The 17,524-nt window shown below is 72.1% G+C and carries 14 protein-coding genes; 5 read left to right on the top strand and 9 right to left on the bottom strand.

Annotation, left to right across the window (positions count from 1 at the left end; all coding sequences use genetic code 11):
• Nucleotides 1–106: 106 nt before the first annotated feature.
• From ABT070_RS21765 to ABT070_RS21740, 6 genes are all read right to left on the bottom strand, one after another.
• A complete protein-coding gene (locus ABT070_RS21765) occupies nucleotides 107–1,330 on the bottom strand; it encodes an MFS transporter (protein WP_351763099.1) in 1,224 nt (407 codons plus the stop codon).
• A 282-nt stretch (nucleotides 1,331–1,612) separates the two neighbouring features.
• Entirely contained in the window at nucleotides 1,613–2,608 is a 996-nt protein-coding gene (locus ABT070_RS21760; protein WP_351763097.1) for an EamA family transporter, read from the bottom strand.
• A gap of 81 nt (nucleotides 2,609–2,689) precedes the next feature.
• Nucleotides 2,690–4,960 carry an ABC transporter ATP-binding protein gene (locus ABT070_RS21755; protein WP_351763095.1) on the bottom strand — a complete coding sequence of 757 codons (2,271 nt, stop codon included), beginning with the start codon at nucleotides 4,958–4,960 and terminating at the stop codon, nucleotides 2,690–2,692.
• Nucleotides 4,961–5,031: 71 nt separating this feature from the next.
• Complete coding sequence (locus ABT070_RS21750; protein WP_351763093.1) at nucleotides 5,032–5,157, bottom strand: hypothetical protein; 126 nt, start codon at nucleotides 5,155–5,157, stop codon at nucleotides 5,032–5,034.
• 167 nt (nucleotides 5,158–5,324) lie between these two features.
• Nucleotides 5,325–6,449: a lipid II:glycine glycyltransferase FemX gene (locus ABT070_RS21745; protein ID WP_351763091.1), complete on the bottom strand. Its 1,125-nt coding sequence runs from the start codon at nucleotides 6,447–6,449 to the stop codon at nucleotides 5,325–5,327.
• A 133-nt stretch (nucleotides 6,450–6,582) separates the two neighbouring features.
• Entirely contained in the window at nucleotides 6,583–9,480 is a 2,898-nt protein-coding gene (locus ABT070_RS21740) for an FAD-binding and (Fe-S)-binding domain-containing protein (RefSeq protein WP_351763089.1), read from the bottom strand.
• A gap of 182 nt (nucleotides 9,481–9,662) precedes the next feature.
• Between ABT070_RS21740 and serC the strand changes: the two genes are divergently transcribed.
• The gene (gene serC / locus ABT070_RS21735) at nucleotides 9,663–10,781 is read left to right on the top strand and encodes a phosphoserine transaminase (RefSeq protein ID WP_351763086.1); all 1,119 of its coding nucleotides are present in this window, start codon (nucleotides 9,663–9,665) and stop codon (nucleotides 10,779–10,781) included.
• A gap of 120 nt (nucleotides 10,782–10,901) precedes the next feature.
• On the opposite strand, the gene ABT070_RS21730 is transcribed toward serC, so the two are convergent.
• A complete protein-coding gene (locus ABT070_RS21730; RefSeq protein WP_351763083.1) occupies nucleotides 10,902–12,437 on the bottom strand; it encodes a cellulase family glycosylhydrolase in 1,536 nt (511 codons plus the stop codon).
• A gap of 133 nt (nucleotides 12,438–12,570) precedes the next feature.
• Nucleotides 12,571–13,578: a TolB-like translocation protein gene (locus ABT070_RS21725; RefSeq protein WP_351763080.1), complete on the bottom strand. Its 1,008-nt coding sequence runs from the start codon at nucleotides 13,576–13,578 to the stop codon at nucleotides 12,571–12,573.
• Between the two features lie 100 nt (nucleotides 13,579–13,678).
• Here ABT070_RS21725 and ABT070_RS21720 point away from each other — a divergent pair, with 100 nt between their 5' ends.
• From ABT070_RS21720 to ABT070_RS21710, 3 genes are all read left to right on the top strand, one after another.
• On the top strand, nucleotides 13,679–14,353 hold the full coding sequence (locus ABT070_RS21720; protein WP_351763077.1) for a GDSL-type esterase/lipase family protein: 675 nt from the start codon (nucleotides 13,679–13,681) through the stop codon (nucleotides 14,351–14,353).
• 119 nt (nucleotides 14,354–14,472) lie between these two features.
• A complete protein-coding gene (locus ABT070_RS21715) occupies nucleotides 14,473–15,057 on the top strand; it encodes a Uma2 family endonuclease (protein WP_351763075.1) in 585 nt (194 codons plus the stop codon).
• A 61-nt stretch (nucleotides 15,058–15,118) separates the two neighbouring features.
• Nucleotides 15,119–16,111: an aldo/keto reductase gene (locus ABT070_RS21710; protein WP_351763072.1), complete on the top strand. Its 993-nt coding sequence runs from the start codon at nucleotides 15,119–15,121 to the stop codon at nucleotides 16,109–16,111.
• Nucleotides 16,112–16,284: 173 nt separating this feature from the next.
• On the opposite strand, the gene thpR is transcribed toward ABT070_RS21710, so the two are convergent.
• Nucleotides 16,285–16,857, bottom strand: a complete 573-nt coding sequence (thpR, locus tag ABT070_RS21705; RefSeq protein ID WP_351763069.1) for an RNA 2',3'-cyclic phosphodiesterase — start codon at nucleotides 16,855–16,857, stop codon at nucleotides 16,285–16,287.
• Nucleotides 16,858–16,908: 51 nt separating this feature from the next.
• On the opposite strand from thpR, the gene ABT070_RS21700 reads away from it, so the two are divergent.
• Nucleotides 16,909–17,454 carry a GNAT family N-acetyltransferase gene (locus tag ABT070_RS21700; RefSeq protein WP_351763066.1) on the top strand — a complete coding sequence of 182 codons (546 nt, stop codon included), beginning with the start codon at nucleotides 16,909–16,911 and terminating at the stop codon, nucleotides 17,452–17,454.
• The last annotated feature ends 70 nt before the right edge of the window (nucleotides 17,455–17,524 follow it).

The following is a 17,524-nucleotide window of genomic DNA, read 5'->3' as shown; positions in this document are numbered from 1 at the left end:
CGCGGGGCGGGACAACCGACGGTCGCGGGTGCAGGAGGACCGGCGGTCGCGGGTGCAGGAGCTGCCGGCCGGCAGCGCCGGTGACGGGGGTGTGCCGCCGCTCGGGTCAGTCCTCGACCGCGGGTTCCGGCAGGACGCCCGGCCGCGTACCGGAAGCGGCCGGCCGCCGGCGTTCCTCGCGCCTGCCCAGCACCGCGAGGGCCAGGGTCACGGTGACCGATCCGGCCGCCATCGAGGTCATCGCGGCGGCCGGGGAGATCAGTTGGGCCAGCGTGCCCGCGAGGACGGCGCCGACGCCCTGCAGAGCGGCCATGCCGGTGACGTGCAGGCCGAGAGCCTGGCCCGCGAGGTCGTCGGGGGTGAGGGACATCAGGCGCTCCTGCAGGACCAGACTCGCGGCGAAGCCGACGGAGGCGACGGTGACGGCCACCGCCGACAGCGCCACGCCGGGCCGCAGGACGAAGAACAGATAGGGAACCGCCAGCAGCAGGCGCAGCGGGGTCGCGAGACGGGGGCGCGACGCGGGCGGGACCAGGCGGCCCACCGCCATGTCGCCCACGAACATGCCCAGCGCCCCGCACGCGTACAGCGTGCCGGCGGCCCGGGGGGCGTAGGAGACGTAGAGCGAATCGCTGCCGACGATCAGGCCGTTGGGGACCCACAGGCCCAGGTAGGTCAGGCGGCGGGGGCGCGAGGACCACAGGAGGGCGTTGGTACGCCAGGTCGCCGAGACGGACGGGCGGCCGGAGGAGCGCGGCGGGCGGGCCGTGAGCCCCATACGGGTCACGAGGGCCGACATCACGTACAGCGCCGCCGCGAGGAGCAGACAGGTCCGCGGGGACAGGAGCGCCAGCAGCGCGCCGCCCGTCGCGAAACCGACCGTCTGCGTCAGGCCCCAGAGCATGTTGTACACCGAGCGGCCCAGGACGTAGCCGTCCTTGGACAGGATCTCGTTCAGCAGCCCCCCGCGCGCTCCCCCGCCCAGCGACGCGACCAGGCCCTGCGCCAGGACGACGGCGAAAACCGCCCGGATCGACAGGCCGGGCAGGGCCAGCACAGCCGTACCGGCCGCGAGGGCGAGGGCGAGGCCGGACAGGACCGCGCGCGGGGGCAGGCGGTCGGCGCCCGAGAGCAGGAACGCGCCCCCCAGCAGCTGGGTGAGCTGCGGGCCGAACATGCTCACCGCCGACAGGAACGGGGAGCCGGTGGCCCGGAAGACCAACGTGCCGAGAGCCAGGCCGCCGATCGTCTGGGCCGCGGCGAAGGCGGCGAAGGAGAGCAGGAACGGAGTGAACTCCGGGGTGCGGAACAAGGACCGGTAGCTGCGCATGCGTCGAAGTCTCGGAGCGGCCCGGAGCCCCTGTTCACCGTTTCGCCGACGCACGAAAGGTCGCGGCCGACGCACGAGAGGTCGTGGCTGACGCACGAGAGGTCGTGGCTGACGCACAAGAGGTCTACGCAGGGCCCTTGCCGGATCGGCACCGACACCGCGACCAGGACCGGGCCGGGGCCGGGGCCGCAGTCGGGACCGAGGCCGACACCGTGACCGTGGCCGGCACCGACACCCCGACCGGGGCCGGGCAACTTCCGGCGGTCGTGGGCGAGGTGTCCGTCAGGCTTCCGGGACCGCCGGCTTCGACCGCCCCACCTGTGTCCGGACCGCGCCCATGCTCGCCGCGACGACCAGGGCGATGGCGGCCGCCTGGATCGTGGTCAGGGTCTGGTCGAGGATGAGGAAGCCCGCGGTCGCGGCGACGGCCGGTTCCAGGCTCATCAGGATCGCGAAGGTGGAGGCGGGCATGCGCCGTAGGGCGAGGAGTTCGAGGGTGTAGGGGAGGACCGAGGAGAGCAGGGCCACCGCCGCGCCGAGGCCCAGCGTCACCGGGTCGGCCAGTTTCGTGCCCGACTCGGCGAGACCCAGGGGGAGGAAGAGCAGCGCGCCCACCGCCATCGCCAGCGCCAGGCCGTCCGCCTGCGGGAAACGGCGGCCGGTGCGGGCGCTGAAGACGATGTACGCCGCCCACATCGCCCCCGCCCCCAGCGCGAACGCGACACCCGCCGGGTCGAGGCCGCCACCGAACCCTCCGCCATCCCCGCCGCCCCCGCTGAGCAGGAAGACGCCCGCGAGAGCCAGGCCGGCCCAGACGAGGTTCAGCGCGCGGCGCGAGACCACGACCGACAGTGCGAGGGGGCCGAGGACCTCCAGCGTCACCGCCGCACCCAGCGGGATGCGGTCCACCGACTGGTAGAAGAGGCCGTTCATCGCGGCCATCGTGACGCCGAAGACGACGACCGTGCCCCAGTCCGTGCGGGAGTGGCCGCGCAGACGTGGCCGGCAGACCACCAGCAGGACCACCGCCGCCACCAGGAGCCGCAGCGCCACCACGCCCAGCGCGCCCGCCCTCGGCATCAGCGTCACCGCCAGCGCGCCGCCGAACTGCACCGAGATGCCTCCGGCGAGCACCAGGCCCACCGGGCCGAGGGCGCCCAGACGACCCGGGGACCCGGGGGCGCCGGCCGCCGACGCGGTGGGGGCGAGCTGGGGTGTGGTGGCGATGTCGGGGGCAGTCACGGGCGGTCCTGGGTCTCGGCTCGAGGGTGTGTACATCACGCTGCACTGTCGAGTCCAGGGTAATGGACTTCGTCAGGTGTGTGAAGCCGTTATGCCACTGTCTCGGGCTGTGAGACGTCAGATGCCCCGCGGCGCCCCGTACTCCTCGTCGCGGAACAGCGGACGGCCGTCGGCGAGGGTCGTCGGGACGGTTGCGTACATCCCCGGAGCGGGCTGCCGCACGGCCCAGGCCGTCTCCCCCACTCCGGCTGCGGCATACGCCGCGCCGTACGCCTCCTGGACGCCTGACTCCGGGACGTACGTCTCCGGGACGGGCCCCTGCGCGTACACCCGCCCGTCCCCGTCCCCGTACCTCTGCGCGTCCCCGTCCCCGTACGCCCGCCCGTACCCGTCCCCGTAACCCTGCCCGTACCCGTGCCCCTGCCCGTAGGGGTCGGCGTGGCCGGCGCAGCCGTGGTCGTACCCGTCGGCGTACCCGTACGCCTGGTACCCGTACGTCTGGGGTGTCGCCGCCGGCGTCTCCGCCCGCGTCTCCGGCGGCGGGCCCGCCGCGAACAGCGGCAACCGCAGCTCGCCCGTGTCCGTCACCGCGTTGTTCTGCGAGCGGTGCAGCCGGGCGTAGGCGCCACCGCGGGCCAGGAGCTCCTCGTGGCGGCCCGTCTCCACGATCCGGCCGCCGTCCACCACGAGGATGCGGTCGGCGTCCGGGGCGAGATTGAGGTCGTGGGTGATCATGATCGTGGTGCGGCCTGCCATCAGGCGGCGCAGGGGCTTCACGACCCGGCGGGCGGCGATCGCGTCCAGGCCCGTCGTCGGCTCGTCCAGGACCAGGACCGGCGCGTCGCGCAGGATCGCCCGGGCGATCGCCAGGCGTTGGAGCTGGCCGCCGGAGAGGCGGGCGGAGTTGGGGTCGACCCTGGTGTCGTAGCCGTCGGGAAGCGCGGCGACGAAGCCGTGCGCGTCGGCGGCCCGGGCCGCCTCCTCGATCGCCCGGTCGCTGGCGCCGGGCCGGCCGCAGGCGATGTTCGCGCGGACGGTGTCGTGCAGGACGAGCGTCTCCTGCGGGAGCAGGGTCACGTACTCGCGCAGCCGGGCCAGCGGGAAGTCCCGTAGGGGTACGCCGTCGAGCAGGACATCGCCCGCGTCCGGGTCGTAGAAGCGCAGCAGCAGCTTGGAGACGGTGGACTTGCCCGCGCCGCTCGGGCCGGTGATGATCACCAGCTCGCCGGGGCGCACGGTGAACGACAGTCCCTCCAGGGCGCTCCGGTCCGCGCCGGGATAGCGGAAGCCGACGTCCCTGACCTCGACCGTGCCGTCCGGGCGGCCCACCTCCACCCCGCCCTCGGGGTCGCCGACCGAGGGTTCGACGTCCAGGATCTCGATCAGCCGTTCCGCGCCCGCCGTGGCCGCGGTGACGGTCAGGCCGAGCTGGGCCAGACCCTGGACGGGCGGGTAGAGGTAGCCGAGGAAGGCGGCGAAGGCGAGGAGCTGGCCGAGGGTCATCCGGCCGGTGGAGATCTCCCAGGCGCCGATGCCGATCACCGCGAGCACGCAGACCGTCTCGATGACCTGCACCGACTGCTCGTACGCCTCGTTCAGCCGGGTCGCCCGGACGGACGCCCGGAACCAGGCGGTCGCCTCCTCGTGCAGACGCCGGCGTTCGGCGTCGCGACGGTCGTAGGCCTGGGTGAGGACGATGTTGCCGAGGGACTCCTCGACGACGGAGGTGATCGCGCCGTCCGCCACCCGGCCCGCCCGCGACACGTCCCTGATGGAGCCGGAGAAGCGGCGGGCGGCCAGCCAGAAGAGCGGGGCCAGGACGAAGGTGGCGGCGGCCAGGTCCCAGCGCAGCCAGAACGCGGCGGCCGCGTAGAAGAGCGCGCTGAAGACCGCCGAGGCGGCGCCCACCAGCCCGGACACCACCATCGTCTCGATGGCCTCGACGTCACTCGTCAGACGGGACAACAGGTCGCCCTGGCGGTGGCGTTGGAAGAAGTGGGGCGGCAACCGCTGTACGTGGTCGAAGACATGCTCGCGCAGTCGCATCACGAAGCGTTCGGTGGCCCATGCGGCCAGGGAGTTGCCGGCGTAGGCGATGAGCGCGCCGACGACGGCGACGCCCAGCCATTTCGCGGCCGGCGCCCAGAACGCGGCGAGCGAGCCCTGCCGCAGGGCGTTGTCGGTGAGTTCACCGAAGAGCAGGATCGCCTCGGTCTCGGCGAGGGCGGCGAGGACCGTGCACACCCAGACGATCACCAGCCATTTCCGCAATCCTCTGGTCAGCGGAAAGAAACGACGAAAAGCGGTGCGGGCCGGAATGGCGGGAGTTTCGTATTCGAATTCTTCTCCCTCCGCACCGTCCTCCCCTTCCCCGTATTCCCTGCCCATTTCGCACCTCCAGCTCAGGAATAACAAAGAAGAAGGGCCGACGGTGCACCATCGGCCCTTTCAGCAGCTGCTCAGTTGTCCCGGCCGGGAAGCGGCGGCTGCGGCTGGAGCTTCTTCTTCGGCTTGGGCTTCGGCGGAGGCGGGAGCTGCTTCGACTTGGGCTTGGGGGGCAGCGGGGCAAGCTTCTTGAAGCTCATTGCGACTCCTAGGGGGAGATTGCACTGTACTTTCTTCAACCGTTCGGGAATTCCGCGTCCGGCTCCCGACATCCAGAAACTTACACGGTTCTCATTCAAGCGAACGGCAAAATGAGCAAAGCCCTGCTGTGAATACCCTTGGAGAACCTGGGAGTTCGCGCAGGCGGCTATCTGCGCGCCATGTAGAGGTCCAGGACCCTGTGCAGCAGCTTGTTGAGCGGGAAGTCCCACTCGCCCAGGTATTCCACGGCCTGTCCGCCGGTGCCCACCTTGAAGCGGAGCAGACCGAGCAGATGGTTGGACTCCTCCAGGGTGTCGGTGATGCCCCTCAGGTCGTAGACGGCGGCGCCGAGTTCATGGGCGTCGGCCATCATGCGCCACTGCATGGCGTTGTTCGGCTGGACCTCGCGCCTGCGTCCGGTGGAGGCGCCGTAGGAGTACCAGACGTGCTCGCCGACGGTCAGCATGGTCGCCGCGGCGAGGACCTCGCCGTCGTGGTGGGCGAGGTAGAGCCGCATACGGTCGGGGTGTTCGGCGTTCAGCGCGCTCCACATGCGCTGGAAGTAGGGCAGGGGGCGCGGGATGAAGCGGTCGCGCCCGGCGGTCTCGGTGTACAGCGCGTAGAACGCGGGGAGGTCCTCGGCGCCACCCCGGACGACCTTCACGCCCGCCTTCTCGGCCTTCTTGATGTTGCGCCGCCACTGCTGGTTGAGGCCGCCGTGGACGTCCTCCAGCGTGCGTCCGGCGAACGGGATCTGGAAGACGTAGCGGGGCTGGCCGGCCGCGAAGCCGTCCTCCGCGCCCGGCTCGGCCTGCCGCCAGCCGGCCCCGCGCAGCCGGTCGGCGACCTCGAAGGCGCGCGGTTCGTACGAGCTCGCCTCGGCGTCCCGCAGCCGGTGGGCGTCCGGGTCGGCGATGGCCGCCTTGACCGCGTCGGCGCTCCACCGCCGGACGACGACGGGCGGGCCCATCTTCACCGAGAACGCCCCTCGCGCCTTCAGCCACGCGAGCATCGGCTCCAGCCAGCGTGCGACGAGATCCGGCGCGTGCCAGTCGATGACCGGCCCCTCGGGCAGATACGCCAGGTACTTCTTCAGCCTCGGCAGCGGCCGCAGCAGCACCAGCCCCACCCCCACGAGCGCACCCGTCCCGTCGGTCCAGCCCAGGCTCTCCGCCCGCCAGTCCGGCTTCACGTCGCCCCACGACGGGATCTGCATATGGCTGGCGGACGGGCGGGCCGCGACGAACGCCAGGTGCTCGTCACGGGTGATGGACTGGACACGCAGGCTCATGCGCGAGACCCCTTCGAATCATCGTTCGAATTGCCGTCGGCATCGCCGGACGACCGTCCCGGCCAGCGTAGGAGCCACCCCCGCCCGTCCCGGGCTCAGCCACGCCCGCCACCGCCCGCGCGGACCCCTCCCCTCAGCGCTCCCGTCCCTCGTCCTCCAGGTGGTCCGCCAGCACCTCCGCGAGATGCCTTCCCCGTACCCCCGCCAGCTGGTCCAGTTGGGTACGGCAGGAGAAGCCGTCCGCCAGGACCACCGCTCCCTCGGGGGCGTCCCGCACGGCCGGCAGGAGCTGCTCCCGCGCGCAGGCCGCCGACACCTCGAAGTGGCCCTTCTCGAAGCCGAAGTTGCCGGCGAGGCCGCAGCACCCGCCGCTCAGGTCGCCGGTGAGACCCGCGGCCTCGCGCAGCCGCCGCTCGGCCGCGTCGCCCAGGACCGCGTGCTGGTGGCAGTGGGTCTGGCCGACCGCCGGACGGTCCAGGCGGGGCGGCGTCCAGTCGGGCGCGTGCCGCTCCAGGACCTCCGCGAAGGTCAGGACACGGGCGGCGAGGCGGGCCGCGCGCGGGTCGTCGTGCAGCAGCTCGGGCAGATCGCTCCGCAGGGCGGCCGCGCAGCTCGGCTCCAGGACGACCACCGGCGCGGCCGTCTCCAGCACCGGCTCCATCAGGTCGAGCGTGCGGCGCAGCACCACGCGCGCGTGGTCGAGCTGGCCGGTGGAGACGTACGTCAGCCCGCAGCAGACCCGGCCCCGGCGGGCGGCCGGCAGCGCGACGGCGCTCCTCGACCGGCCGTCGCCCACCGGCCGGCCCCGCATCCGCAGGGTCGGCGGGAGCGCCACCCGCAGCCCCGCGTCCTCCAGGACCCGTACGGCGGCCCGGCCCACGGACGGCGCGAGGTGCTCGGTGAAGGTGTCGGGCCACAGGACGACCAGGTCTCCCGCCCGCCCCGGCCCGGGAGCGGGCGGCCTGCGCCGCCACCACCCGCTGAACGTCTGCCGCGCCAGCCGCGGGATGTCCCGCTCGGCCGCGATCCCGCCCAGCCGCTTGGCCAGGCCGGCCAGCGGGCCGACCGAGGCGAGCGCGTTGAGCGGGACGGCCGCCCGCAGCCGGCTCGCCCACCGCAGCCACACCGGCAGCCGCCCCATGCTGTAGTGGGCGGCCGGGCGCCGGCGCCCCTCGTAGTGGTGGTGCAGGAACTCCGCCTTGTAGGTGGCCATGTCGACCTCGACAGGGCAGTCGGAGCGGCAGCCCTTGCAGGACAGACACAGGTCGAGCGCGTCCCGGACCTCCGTGGAACGCCAGCCGTCGGTCACCAGCTCACCGGCCAGCATCTCGTGCAGCAGCCGGGCACGCCCGCGCGTGGAGTGCTCCTCGCGGCCCGTGACCCGGAACGACGGACACATCACCCCCGCCCCCGGCACCGACCCCGGCGCAGCCGTCGTACGGCACTTCGCGACGCCGACGCACCGGCGCACCGCCGCCGAGAAGTCACCGCCGTCGGACGGGTAGCCGAACGCGACGTCGACCGGCTCGCGCGGGAGGACGGCGAAGCGCAGATTGCCGTCGAGGGGCGCGGGGCGCACCAGCATCCCCGGGTTGAGGAGGTCGTCCGGGTCCCAGACCGCCTTGGCCCGCTCGAACAGCGCGACCATGTCCTGCCCGTACATCCGCGGCAGCAGCTCGGCCCGGGCCTGTCCGTCGCCGTGTTCGCCGGAGAGGGAGCCGCCGTGGGCCACGACCAGTTCGGCCAGTTCCTCGGAGAACCGGCGGAAGCGGGCGATCCCCGCCGCCGTCAGCAGGTCGAAGTCGATACGGACGTGGATGCAGCCGTCCCCGAAGTGCCCGTACGGCGTGCCGCGCAGGCCGTGGCCGGTGAGCAGCACCCGGAAGTCCCGCAGGTACGCGCCGAGCCGGGCCGGCGGCACCGCGCAGTCCTCCCAGCCGGGCCACGCCTCCGTGCCGTCCGGCATACGGGTCGCCGTCCCGCTCGCGTCCTCGCGGATCCGCCACAGCGCCCGCTGCCCGGCGGGATCGTGCACGATCCGCGCGTCCAGGACGTCCGCCGCGCGCACGACGGCCTCCGCACGCGCGCGTGCCTCGCTCTCCGACCCGCCGCCCGTCTCCACGAACAGCCAGGCCCCACCGCGCGGCAGCCCGGCCGCCGCGCCGGGCGGCACCAGGTCGGCCGCCATCCCCTCGACCGTCAGCGGCCCGAACGGCAGCAGCCCGGCCGCCGCCTCGGCGGCCGCGCCCTCGTCGGCGTACCCGAGCACGGCGAGCACGCGCGCGCGTGGAGCCTCGACGAGCCGTACGACGGCCTCCGTGAGCACGCCCAGGGTGCCTTCGCTGCCGCAGAAGGAACGGGCGACGTCGGCGCCGTTCTCCGGCAGCAGCGCGTCCAGCGCGTACCCCGAGATACGGCGGGGCAGCTCGGGAAAGCCGGTCCGCAGCCGGGCGAGCTCCCCGTCCACCAGGGGGCGCAGGCCGTCCGGCGCCCCCGCCCACCCCTGCCCGAGCCGCAGCAGCCGCCCCCGCGCGGTGACGACCTCCAGCTCGCGCACACCGTCCGCCGTCGTCCCCCACGCCACCGAGTGGGAGCCGCACGAGTTGTTGCCGATCATCCCGCCGAGCGTGCAGCGGCTGTGGGTGGAGGGGTCGGGGCCGAAGCGCAGCCCGTGCGGGGCGGCGGCCTCCTGGAGCCGGTCGAGGACCAGCCCCGGCTGCACGACGGCCGTCCGCGCCTCCGGATCCAGGGCGACCAACCGGTTCATATGGCGGGTGAAGTCCAGCACCACCCCCGTACCGGTGGCCTGCCCCGCGATGGACGTCCCTCCGCCGCGCGCGACGACCGGCACACCGTGCGACCGGCACACGGCGAGCACCGCCGCCACGTCGTCGGCATCCCGCGGGGCCACGACCCCGAGCGGGACCCGCCGGTAGTTGGACGCGTCCATGGTGGTGAGCGCCCGGGAGGTCACGTCGAACGCGACCTCGCCCCGGACGGCCTTGCGCAGATCGGCTTCGAGATCCGTCATGGGTCCACCCAAGCAGCCCGCGGGGTCCCCCACCCGGGCAAAGCCGGGAGCGGGGGAGTTCGAGGACGGCCGTCCGGCCCGAAAGACGGCCCGCGAGGACAGCCCCGGCACCGCGACACGACCCGTCTCACCCGACGGACCAGGTTTCACCCAGGTTTCCCCCACCGGCTAACCTCGCCCTCGTGGCTGAGATCCGGATTCCTGCTGACATCAAGCCCGCCGACGGTCGATTCGGCGCGGGCCCCTCCAAGGTGCGGGTGGAGGCGCTGGACGCCCTGGCCGCCACCGGCACGTCCCTCCTCGGCACCTCCCACCGCCAGGCCCCGGTCAAGAACCTGGTCGGCCAGGTGCGCGAGGGCATCTCCGAGCTGTTCTCCCTCCCCGAGGGCTACGAGGTCGTCCTCGGCAACGGCGGCTCCACCGCGTTCTGGGACATCGCGACCCACGGGCTGATCGAGAACAAGTCGCAGCACCTCACGTTCGGCGAGTTCTCCTCCAAGTTCGCGAAGGCCGCCAAGCTGGCCCCGTGGCTGGCGGAGCCGACGGTCCTCTCCTCCGACCCGGGCACGCACCCCGAGCCCACGGCCGAGGCGGGCGTCGACGTCTACGCCTTCACCCACAACGAGACCTCCACCGGTGTCGCCGCCCCGATCAGGCGCGTACCGGGCGCCGACGAGGGCTCCCTCGTCCTGGTGGACGCCACCTCCGGCGCCGGCGGCCTCCCGGTCGACATCGCCGAGACGGACGTCTACTACTTCGCCCCGCAGAAGTCCTTCGCCTCCGAAGGCGGCCTGTGGATCGGCGTGTTCTCCCCGGCCGCGATCGAGCGCGCCGAGCGCGTCCACGCGTCCGGCCGCCACATCCCGGAGTTCTTCTCGCTGCCCACGGCGATCGACAACTCCCGCAAGAACCAGACGTACAACACCCCGGCCCTCTCCACCCTCTTCCTGCTGAACCAGCAGCTGGAGTGGATCAACGGCCAGGGCGGCCTGGACTGGTCGGTGCGCCGCACCGCCACCTCCGCGCGCACGCTGTACGGCTGGGCCGAGGACGTCAAGTACGCCAACCCGTTCGTCACCGATCCGGCCAAGCGCTCCCAGGTCATCGGCACGATCGACTTCTCCGACGACGTGGACGCGGCCGCCGTCGCCAAGGTGCTGCGCGCCAACGGCATCGTCGACACCGAGCCCTACCGCAAGCTCGGCCGCAACCAGCTGCGGGTCGCGATGTTCCCGGCGGTCGACCCGGCCGACGTCGAGGCGCTCACGAAGAGCATCGACTACGTGATCGAGAACCTGTAGTCGTTCTCCGCGGGACAACGGCCGTACGACGACGAAGGGCGCCCGGTATCGACCGGGCGCCCTTCCTCATCCGGCAGCTCGGGCACAAGCGTCGGGCCCGAGCTCATCAGGCCGCGAGGCTCACGCCGCGGTGCAGCCCACGCTCGGCACACCCCCGCCCCCGGGCGCGCCCCCGAACCCGAAGCTCGCCGAACCGCCCGCCGGGACCGCCCCGTTGTGCGAGGCGTTCACCGCGGTCACGCCGGCCCCGCTCTGGGTGTACGAGGCGTTCCACATGCTGGTGATCTGCTGCGCGCCGCTGAACGTCCAGGTCACCTTCCACGAACCGATCGCCGTGGTACCGGTGTTGGTGACCTTCACCTCGGCGTTGAAGCCGCCGCCCCAGTCGCTGCTGACGGTGTAGACGGCGGCGCAGGAGGCCGTGCCGCCACCGCCGCCGCCTCCACCGCCCCCGCCGGTCCCCGGGAAGCCCGGCGCCTTGACGCTCGCCAGGTATCCGTCCTTCACGGTGTCGACGGTCTGCCAGTCGTCCTTGAGGATGCCTCCCGTGTCACCGGAGTTGGGGTTCCAGGACCAGAAGGTCCAGTGGAAGGAGTCGGCGCCGTACGTCGACGTCGGCCGGAGGTAGCCCACCAGTGCCGCCAGCCACTTCTGGTCCACCGTCGACTGGAGTGTGGTGCCGAACTCGCCCACCCACACGGGCGCGATGTTCTGCTTGAAGATGTAGCCCCAGTACTTGTCCCAGATCCCCGGCATGTTCGCGGGGAACGTGGGGTCGCTGAACCAGCTCTGCTGGGCGACGCTCGTCGCGTAGTCGTGGGCCGAGTACACGACCCGGTTCGCCACGTCGAGCTGCACCGGGTACTGGCCGACGCCCATCAGGTTGCCGCCCCACCAGCCGGAGACGCCGTTGAAGGTCTGCACGCCCTCGACGAAGATCAGGAGGGCGGGGTTGACCGACAGTACGGCGTTGCCGGCGCGTTGCGCGGCCAGCCGCCAGTCGGTCGCGGTGTCACCGCAGCCCCAGCAGGCGGGATCGTGCGGCTCGTTGTGCAGATCGATGCCGACGACCGTGTCCTGGCCCTTGTAGCGGGTCGCGAGGGCCTTGAGGTTGGTGATCCACGTCGACTCGGGGACCGCGGCCGTGTACCAGAGCGCCGACTGCCCGCCCGCGTCCGGCCGGTGCCGGTCGAGGATGACCTTCAGCCCGTCCTGACCGGCGTACGCGACGAGCCTGTCCAGGATCTGGAGCGAGTTCAGGCCCTGGAGGTCGGCGTTCTTGCCGCTGCTGAAGTCGATGCTGTTGGGGACGGTCGTGCTCTTGAAGATGTCGTCGCTGTAGGGGATGCGGATCGTGTTGTAGCCCAGCGACCTCATCTGGTCGATCATGCTCTTGTAGTCGCGGGACCAGAGTCCGTGGACGACGTAGTTGCCGGTCTCGAAGCCGAACCAGTTGATCCCGGCGACCCGGACCGGCTGTCCGGCGGCGTCCAGGATCTGCCGGCCGCTGGTGTGCCAGTAGCCGGCTCCGGCCTCGGCCGCGACGGCGCCCGAGGCGACGGCGTCCGCCGCGTGGGCCGTCTGCGCTCCGGCTCCCAGCGGTATCAGAAGCGCGGCGGCCAGGCCGCACAGCATTCTTCGCAAGCTGCGGAACATCTCGCTGCTTCCTCTCGGGAGGCGCGGGCCCGAAACGCATGGGAGCGCTCCCATACACCGCGCACCACCCAGGAAACTGACACACCATGACCACGTCAAGAAGGGCGGCAACAGCGGCACCGCCCGAAGGCACTCAGTTGCGGCGCCGAAGCCTGCGCAGACCGAAGACGGCGACGCAGACCGCGGCGACCGCCAGTGCTCCGAGCTTGACGCTGCCGCCGGCCGAGGATCCGCCGCCCTCCCCCGAGGCGCTCGAACTTCCGCTCCCGGACGGCGACTTGGTACCCGAAGCGGCGCCTTCGGGCGCGTCCTCCGCCACCACCGAGCTCCCGGAACCCTCGCTCCCGTACAGGAGCTTGGTCCCGTCGGCGGAGTAGCTGACGGACTCCCCCTGCCGTTGCAGCGGCACGTCGAGCCGTCCCTCGCGCTTGATCCTGCCGCCGTTCCAGGCGTAGGAGATGCCGCCGAAGTAGCCGCGGACGGCGAGCTGGGTGCCGTCCGGGGAGAAGGCGGCGTCGGTGGCCCAGAGGTCGACGGCGGCGACGGGCCTGAAGATGTTCGCCCCGGAGGCGGAGAGTTCGGCCGGCCCCTCGTAGAGGTGCCCGCCGTCCTCCTTCTTGTCGATGATGTAGACCCGCCCGGTCTTGGGGTGCACGAGGAGCGACTCGGCGTCGCGGGCGCCGTCGGAGTACTTCACGACGTACTGCGTGGCCTTCACGGTTCGGTCGACGAGTTCCTTCGGCTCGGGCAGCTTGTAGATCCACACGTACTGCCAGGTGCCGCCGAGGTTGTCGCCGATGTCGCCGACCCAGATCTCGTTGCCGGGACCGATGGAGACGGCCTCGACGTCGCGGGGCGTGCCGACGCCGGTCAGGGTGAGCCGGGCGACGGTCTTCCCGGTCGCGCTGTCGACGGCGTAGAGGTAGGGGCCGTCGTCGCTGTCGTTGTGCGTCCAGTAGATGCCCGGGTGCTGGCGCGAGGCGGCGAGACCGCTGGACTCGGTGATACGCGGATCCTCGATGGTGAATCCCTTGTCCCCGTCGGCCGCGTACGCGGTGGACGCGGCGAGCACGGTGAAGGCACCCGAGAGGAGGACTCCGGCGAGAAGGGCTCCGGCTCGGACGGCGAAAGATCGGCGCATGCCACAAGCCTGCCATCCCGCCCTCCCGTTCACGGGTTCGTGGCCGGTCTCACACGCCCCCGGCGACGGTGATCCTTTCCCGATCCTCCATCATGAGCGGATGCTCAGGTTCATGCCCGTAGGCGACTCGATGACGATCGGCAGCACGGGCGACCACACATGGCGCTACCACATGTGGCGGCACCTGTGCGCGACGTACGGCGGCCCGTTCACGCTGTCCGGCCCCCGCGAGACGCTCTACGACAAGTCGACGGACTCTCCCGCGTCCTACGCCTACGCCGACCCCGACTTCCCGCGCGGTCACCTGGCCGGCTGGGGCGAGGGCTGGCTGCACATGGCCCCGCTGATCGGCGAGGCCGTGCGGAAGTCCCGGGCGGACGTCCTGCTGGTCTCGCTCGGCCTGATCGACCTGGGCTTCTACACGAACGCCGAGCAGACCGCGGAGAACGCGCGCGCCTTCGCCGCCGAGGCCCGCGCGGCGAACCCGCGGATCGCCATGGTGTGGCTGCCGGTCATCCCCAACATCCGCGCCGCCAACGACGCGCCCTTCGCCGCCCAGGTCGCCCGCTTCAACGAACTCCTGGCGAAGACGGCCGCCGACCTGGACGAGCCGGGCTCCCCCATCCTGCTGGCCTCGGTCCCGCCGACCTGGGACATCGACACCGACACCTACGACGGCACCCACCCGAACACGAACGGCGAACACCAGCTGGCGTCGGCGTTCGCGGAGGCGATGTACCAGGGCTGGGAACTGGGCGGGGAGTACGGGGGCTGAGCCCCGCACCCGCGCCCCGCTTCTGGCATATGCGCTCCGCGCCGCGACCTCGTCACCGTGCGTATCGTTGTACTGCGCGGCGGCACTCGTCCGTGGGTCCGCCGGGGAGGAGCGCCACGATGACCGTCCTCGAAGACAGGATCGAGATGGCCGAGGAAGACGACGAGCTGACTCTGGACAGGCTGTTCGAGTCGCTTGAGCGGACCACCCCCGAGGGATACAAGGTCGAGATCGTCGAGGGGGGCGTCTTCATGACGCCGCAGCGGGACACGCACTGGGAGATCATCGCCGATATCTTCGAGCAACTGCGGACCAAGTACCCCCGCCAGCGCATCAAGTCGGACGTCCGCGTCGACTACCCGGGTCATCTGAACGGCTTCGCCTCCGACATCACCCTCATCTCCGAAACGGCCGAGAAGATGCCCAACGGACCGTGGCGCTGCGGCGATATCGAATTCGTCGCCGAAGTGATCTCCAAGGGGACGGCCGCCAACGACTACGGTCCCAAGAAGACCGCCTTCGCCGTCGCCGAGGTCCCCATCCTTCTGATCGCCGACCCCTACCAGGGCAAGTGCCACCTCTACACCCAGCCCAAGGACGGCGAGTACGTCAGTGAACTGTCTGTCACGTTCGGTACGGACGTCGACCTGACCACCACCCCCCTCGGCCTCACCCTCAAGACCGACGAGTTCCCCCGCGACTGACCCATTCCCCCGGCCGATCCCCCTTGCGTCGAGCGCACTCCAAGTCGTTGGCTTGAGTCCCATGAAGTACACGCAGCTCGGACGTACCGGACTCAAGGTCAGCCGCCTCGTCCTCGGCACCATGAACTTCGGCCCGCAGACCGACGAGACCGACAGCCACGCGATCATGGACGCGGCGCTCGGCGCGGGCATCAACTTCTTCGACACCGCCAACGTGTACGGCTGGGGTGAGAACAAGGGCCGTACCGAGGAGATCATCGGCAGCTGGCTCGCGAAGGGCGGCGGGCGCCGTGACCAGGTGGTCCTCGCCACCAAGGTGTACGGCAACATGGCCGCCGACGGCGACGCCTGGCCGAACCACGACAAGCTGTCCGCGCTGAACATCCGGCGGGCCGTCGACGCCAGTCTCAAGCGGCTCGGCACCGACCACATCGACCTCTACCAGTTCCACCACGTCGACCGCAGCACTCCCTTCGAGGAGATCTGGCAGGCCATCGACGTCCTGGTGCAGCAGGGCAAGATCCTCTACGCGGGGTCGTCCAACTTCCCCGGCTACAAGATCGCCCAGGCCAACGAGATCGCCGCCCGGCGCGGCGGCACCATCGGGCTCGTCAGCGAGCAGTGCCTCTACAACCTCGCCGAGCGCCGCGCCGAGATGGAGGTCATCCCGGCCGCGCAGGAGTACGGGCTCGGGGTCATCCCGTGGTCGCCGCTCCAGGGAGGTCTCCTCGGCGGTGTCATCAAGAAGGAGATCTCGGGCGGGCGCCGGGCGAGCGGCCGGGCCGCCGACACCCTCGCCGACCCCACCGCACGCGCACAGATCCAGGCCTACGAGGACCTCCTCGACAAGCACGGCATCGAGCCCGGCGAAGCCGCCCTGGCCTGGCTCCTCACCCGCCCCGGCGTGACCGGCCCGATCGTCGGCCCGCGCACGGCCGAACAGCTCGACTCCGCCCTGCGCGCGGTCGAACTGGAACTGGGCGAGGAACTGCTGTCCGGCCTGGACGAGATCTTCCCCGGCCCGGGACCGTCCCCGGAGGCCTTCGCCTGGTAGCGGCGGCAGGTCCCTGACAAAGGGCGTGTCCGCCCGCGCGGGCACGGCGGCGGCGGTCGGTTCGGTGGCTTCGGCTATCTGCCGACCGCCGCCGCCATCGCCACCACGACGAACATCAGCACGAGCGCACCGGCCATGATCCGGTTCCGGGTCTTCGGGTCCACGTGTCGAGCCTAACCGGCCCCGCCGAGCGCCCAGCGCCCGACCGGCTCGTAACGGGGCTGCTCCCCGGGAACGCCGGACCTCGGCAGGTCGCTGCGGACCAGCACCAGCTCCCCCACCGTCCACGTACGACCCTCGAAGGCGTCCAGCGCCTCGACGAACCGGCCCACGTCCACCGCGTCCCGGCTGCGGGCCAGCGTCAGGTGGGCCTTGTAGCGGCGGTGCTCCCCCATCTCCACGCCGGCCTTGCGGGCCGCCGCCTCCGCCCGGTCGGCCAGCAGCCGCAGCGCCGGTACGTCCCCTGCGGCTCCGGCCCACAGCGCCCGCCCGTGCCCGAACTGGCCCCCGCCCCGCACGGCCAGCGCGAAGGGCGTGCAGCGGTGCGCGGCCCGGCTCAGCCGTGCCGTCAGCTCCGGTACGAGGCCGTCGTCGACCTCTCCGTAGAAGGCGAGGGTGAAGTGCCAGCCGGGGCGGCCCGTCCAGCGCAGCCCGTCCGCACCGGGCAGCGTGTGCAACCGGGCGGCCTCGGCGGCGAGTTCGTCGGCGATGTCGTCCGGGGGCAGCACGGCGGCGAAGAGTCTCATGCCCCCGATTTTCCCGGTCGGCGGGGCCGCGCGCCCGGCATGATGGGCGTCATGCGGATCACCATCAGAGAAGGCGGACCCGACGACGTCCCCGTGATACTCGGCATGCTCGACAGCAGCGTGGAGTGGCTGGTCGCGCAGGGGCGCCCCGGTCAGTGGGGGACGAGACCCCTGTCGGAGAACCCCAGGACGGTGGAGTCGGTCGCCCGGTACCTGGACGAGGGCTGGGCGTTCGTCGCCGAGGCCGACGGCGTGCCGGCCGCCACCCTCACCCTCACCGACTCCCCCGGCGCGTACCTGGCGCATCTGCCGCCGCCCGGCGAGCCCGAGCGGTACATCCACTGGCTCGCCTCCGACCGCCGCTTCAAGGGCCACGGGGTGGGCAGCGCGCTGCTCGCGCACGCCGCCGAGGAGACCCGGCGGGCGGGCGTCGGCCTGCTGCGGGTGGACTGCTACGCGGGCGACGACCGCGGGCTCGTCGCCTACTACGAGGCCAACGGCTTCACCGCGACGGAGACGTACACCGTCGGTGAACACGCGTGGCCGGGCCAGGTGCTGGCCCGGCGGGTACGTCCCCCCGCCGCGTCCTCCGGGTGACGGGTCACAGGTCACAGGTGACGGGTGAAGCGTGACGGGTCACAGGTGACCGGTGGCCGGTGGCGAGTGG

Source organism: Streptomyces sp. NPDC002884 (assembly GCF_040295245.1).
In the GTDB taxonomy this organism is placed as follows: domain Bacteria; phylum Actinomycetota; class Actinomycetes; order Streptomycetales; family Streptomycetaceae; genus Streptomyces.
This window is presented reverse-complemented; position numbering and strand designations above follow the sequence as displayed.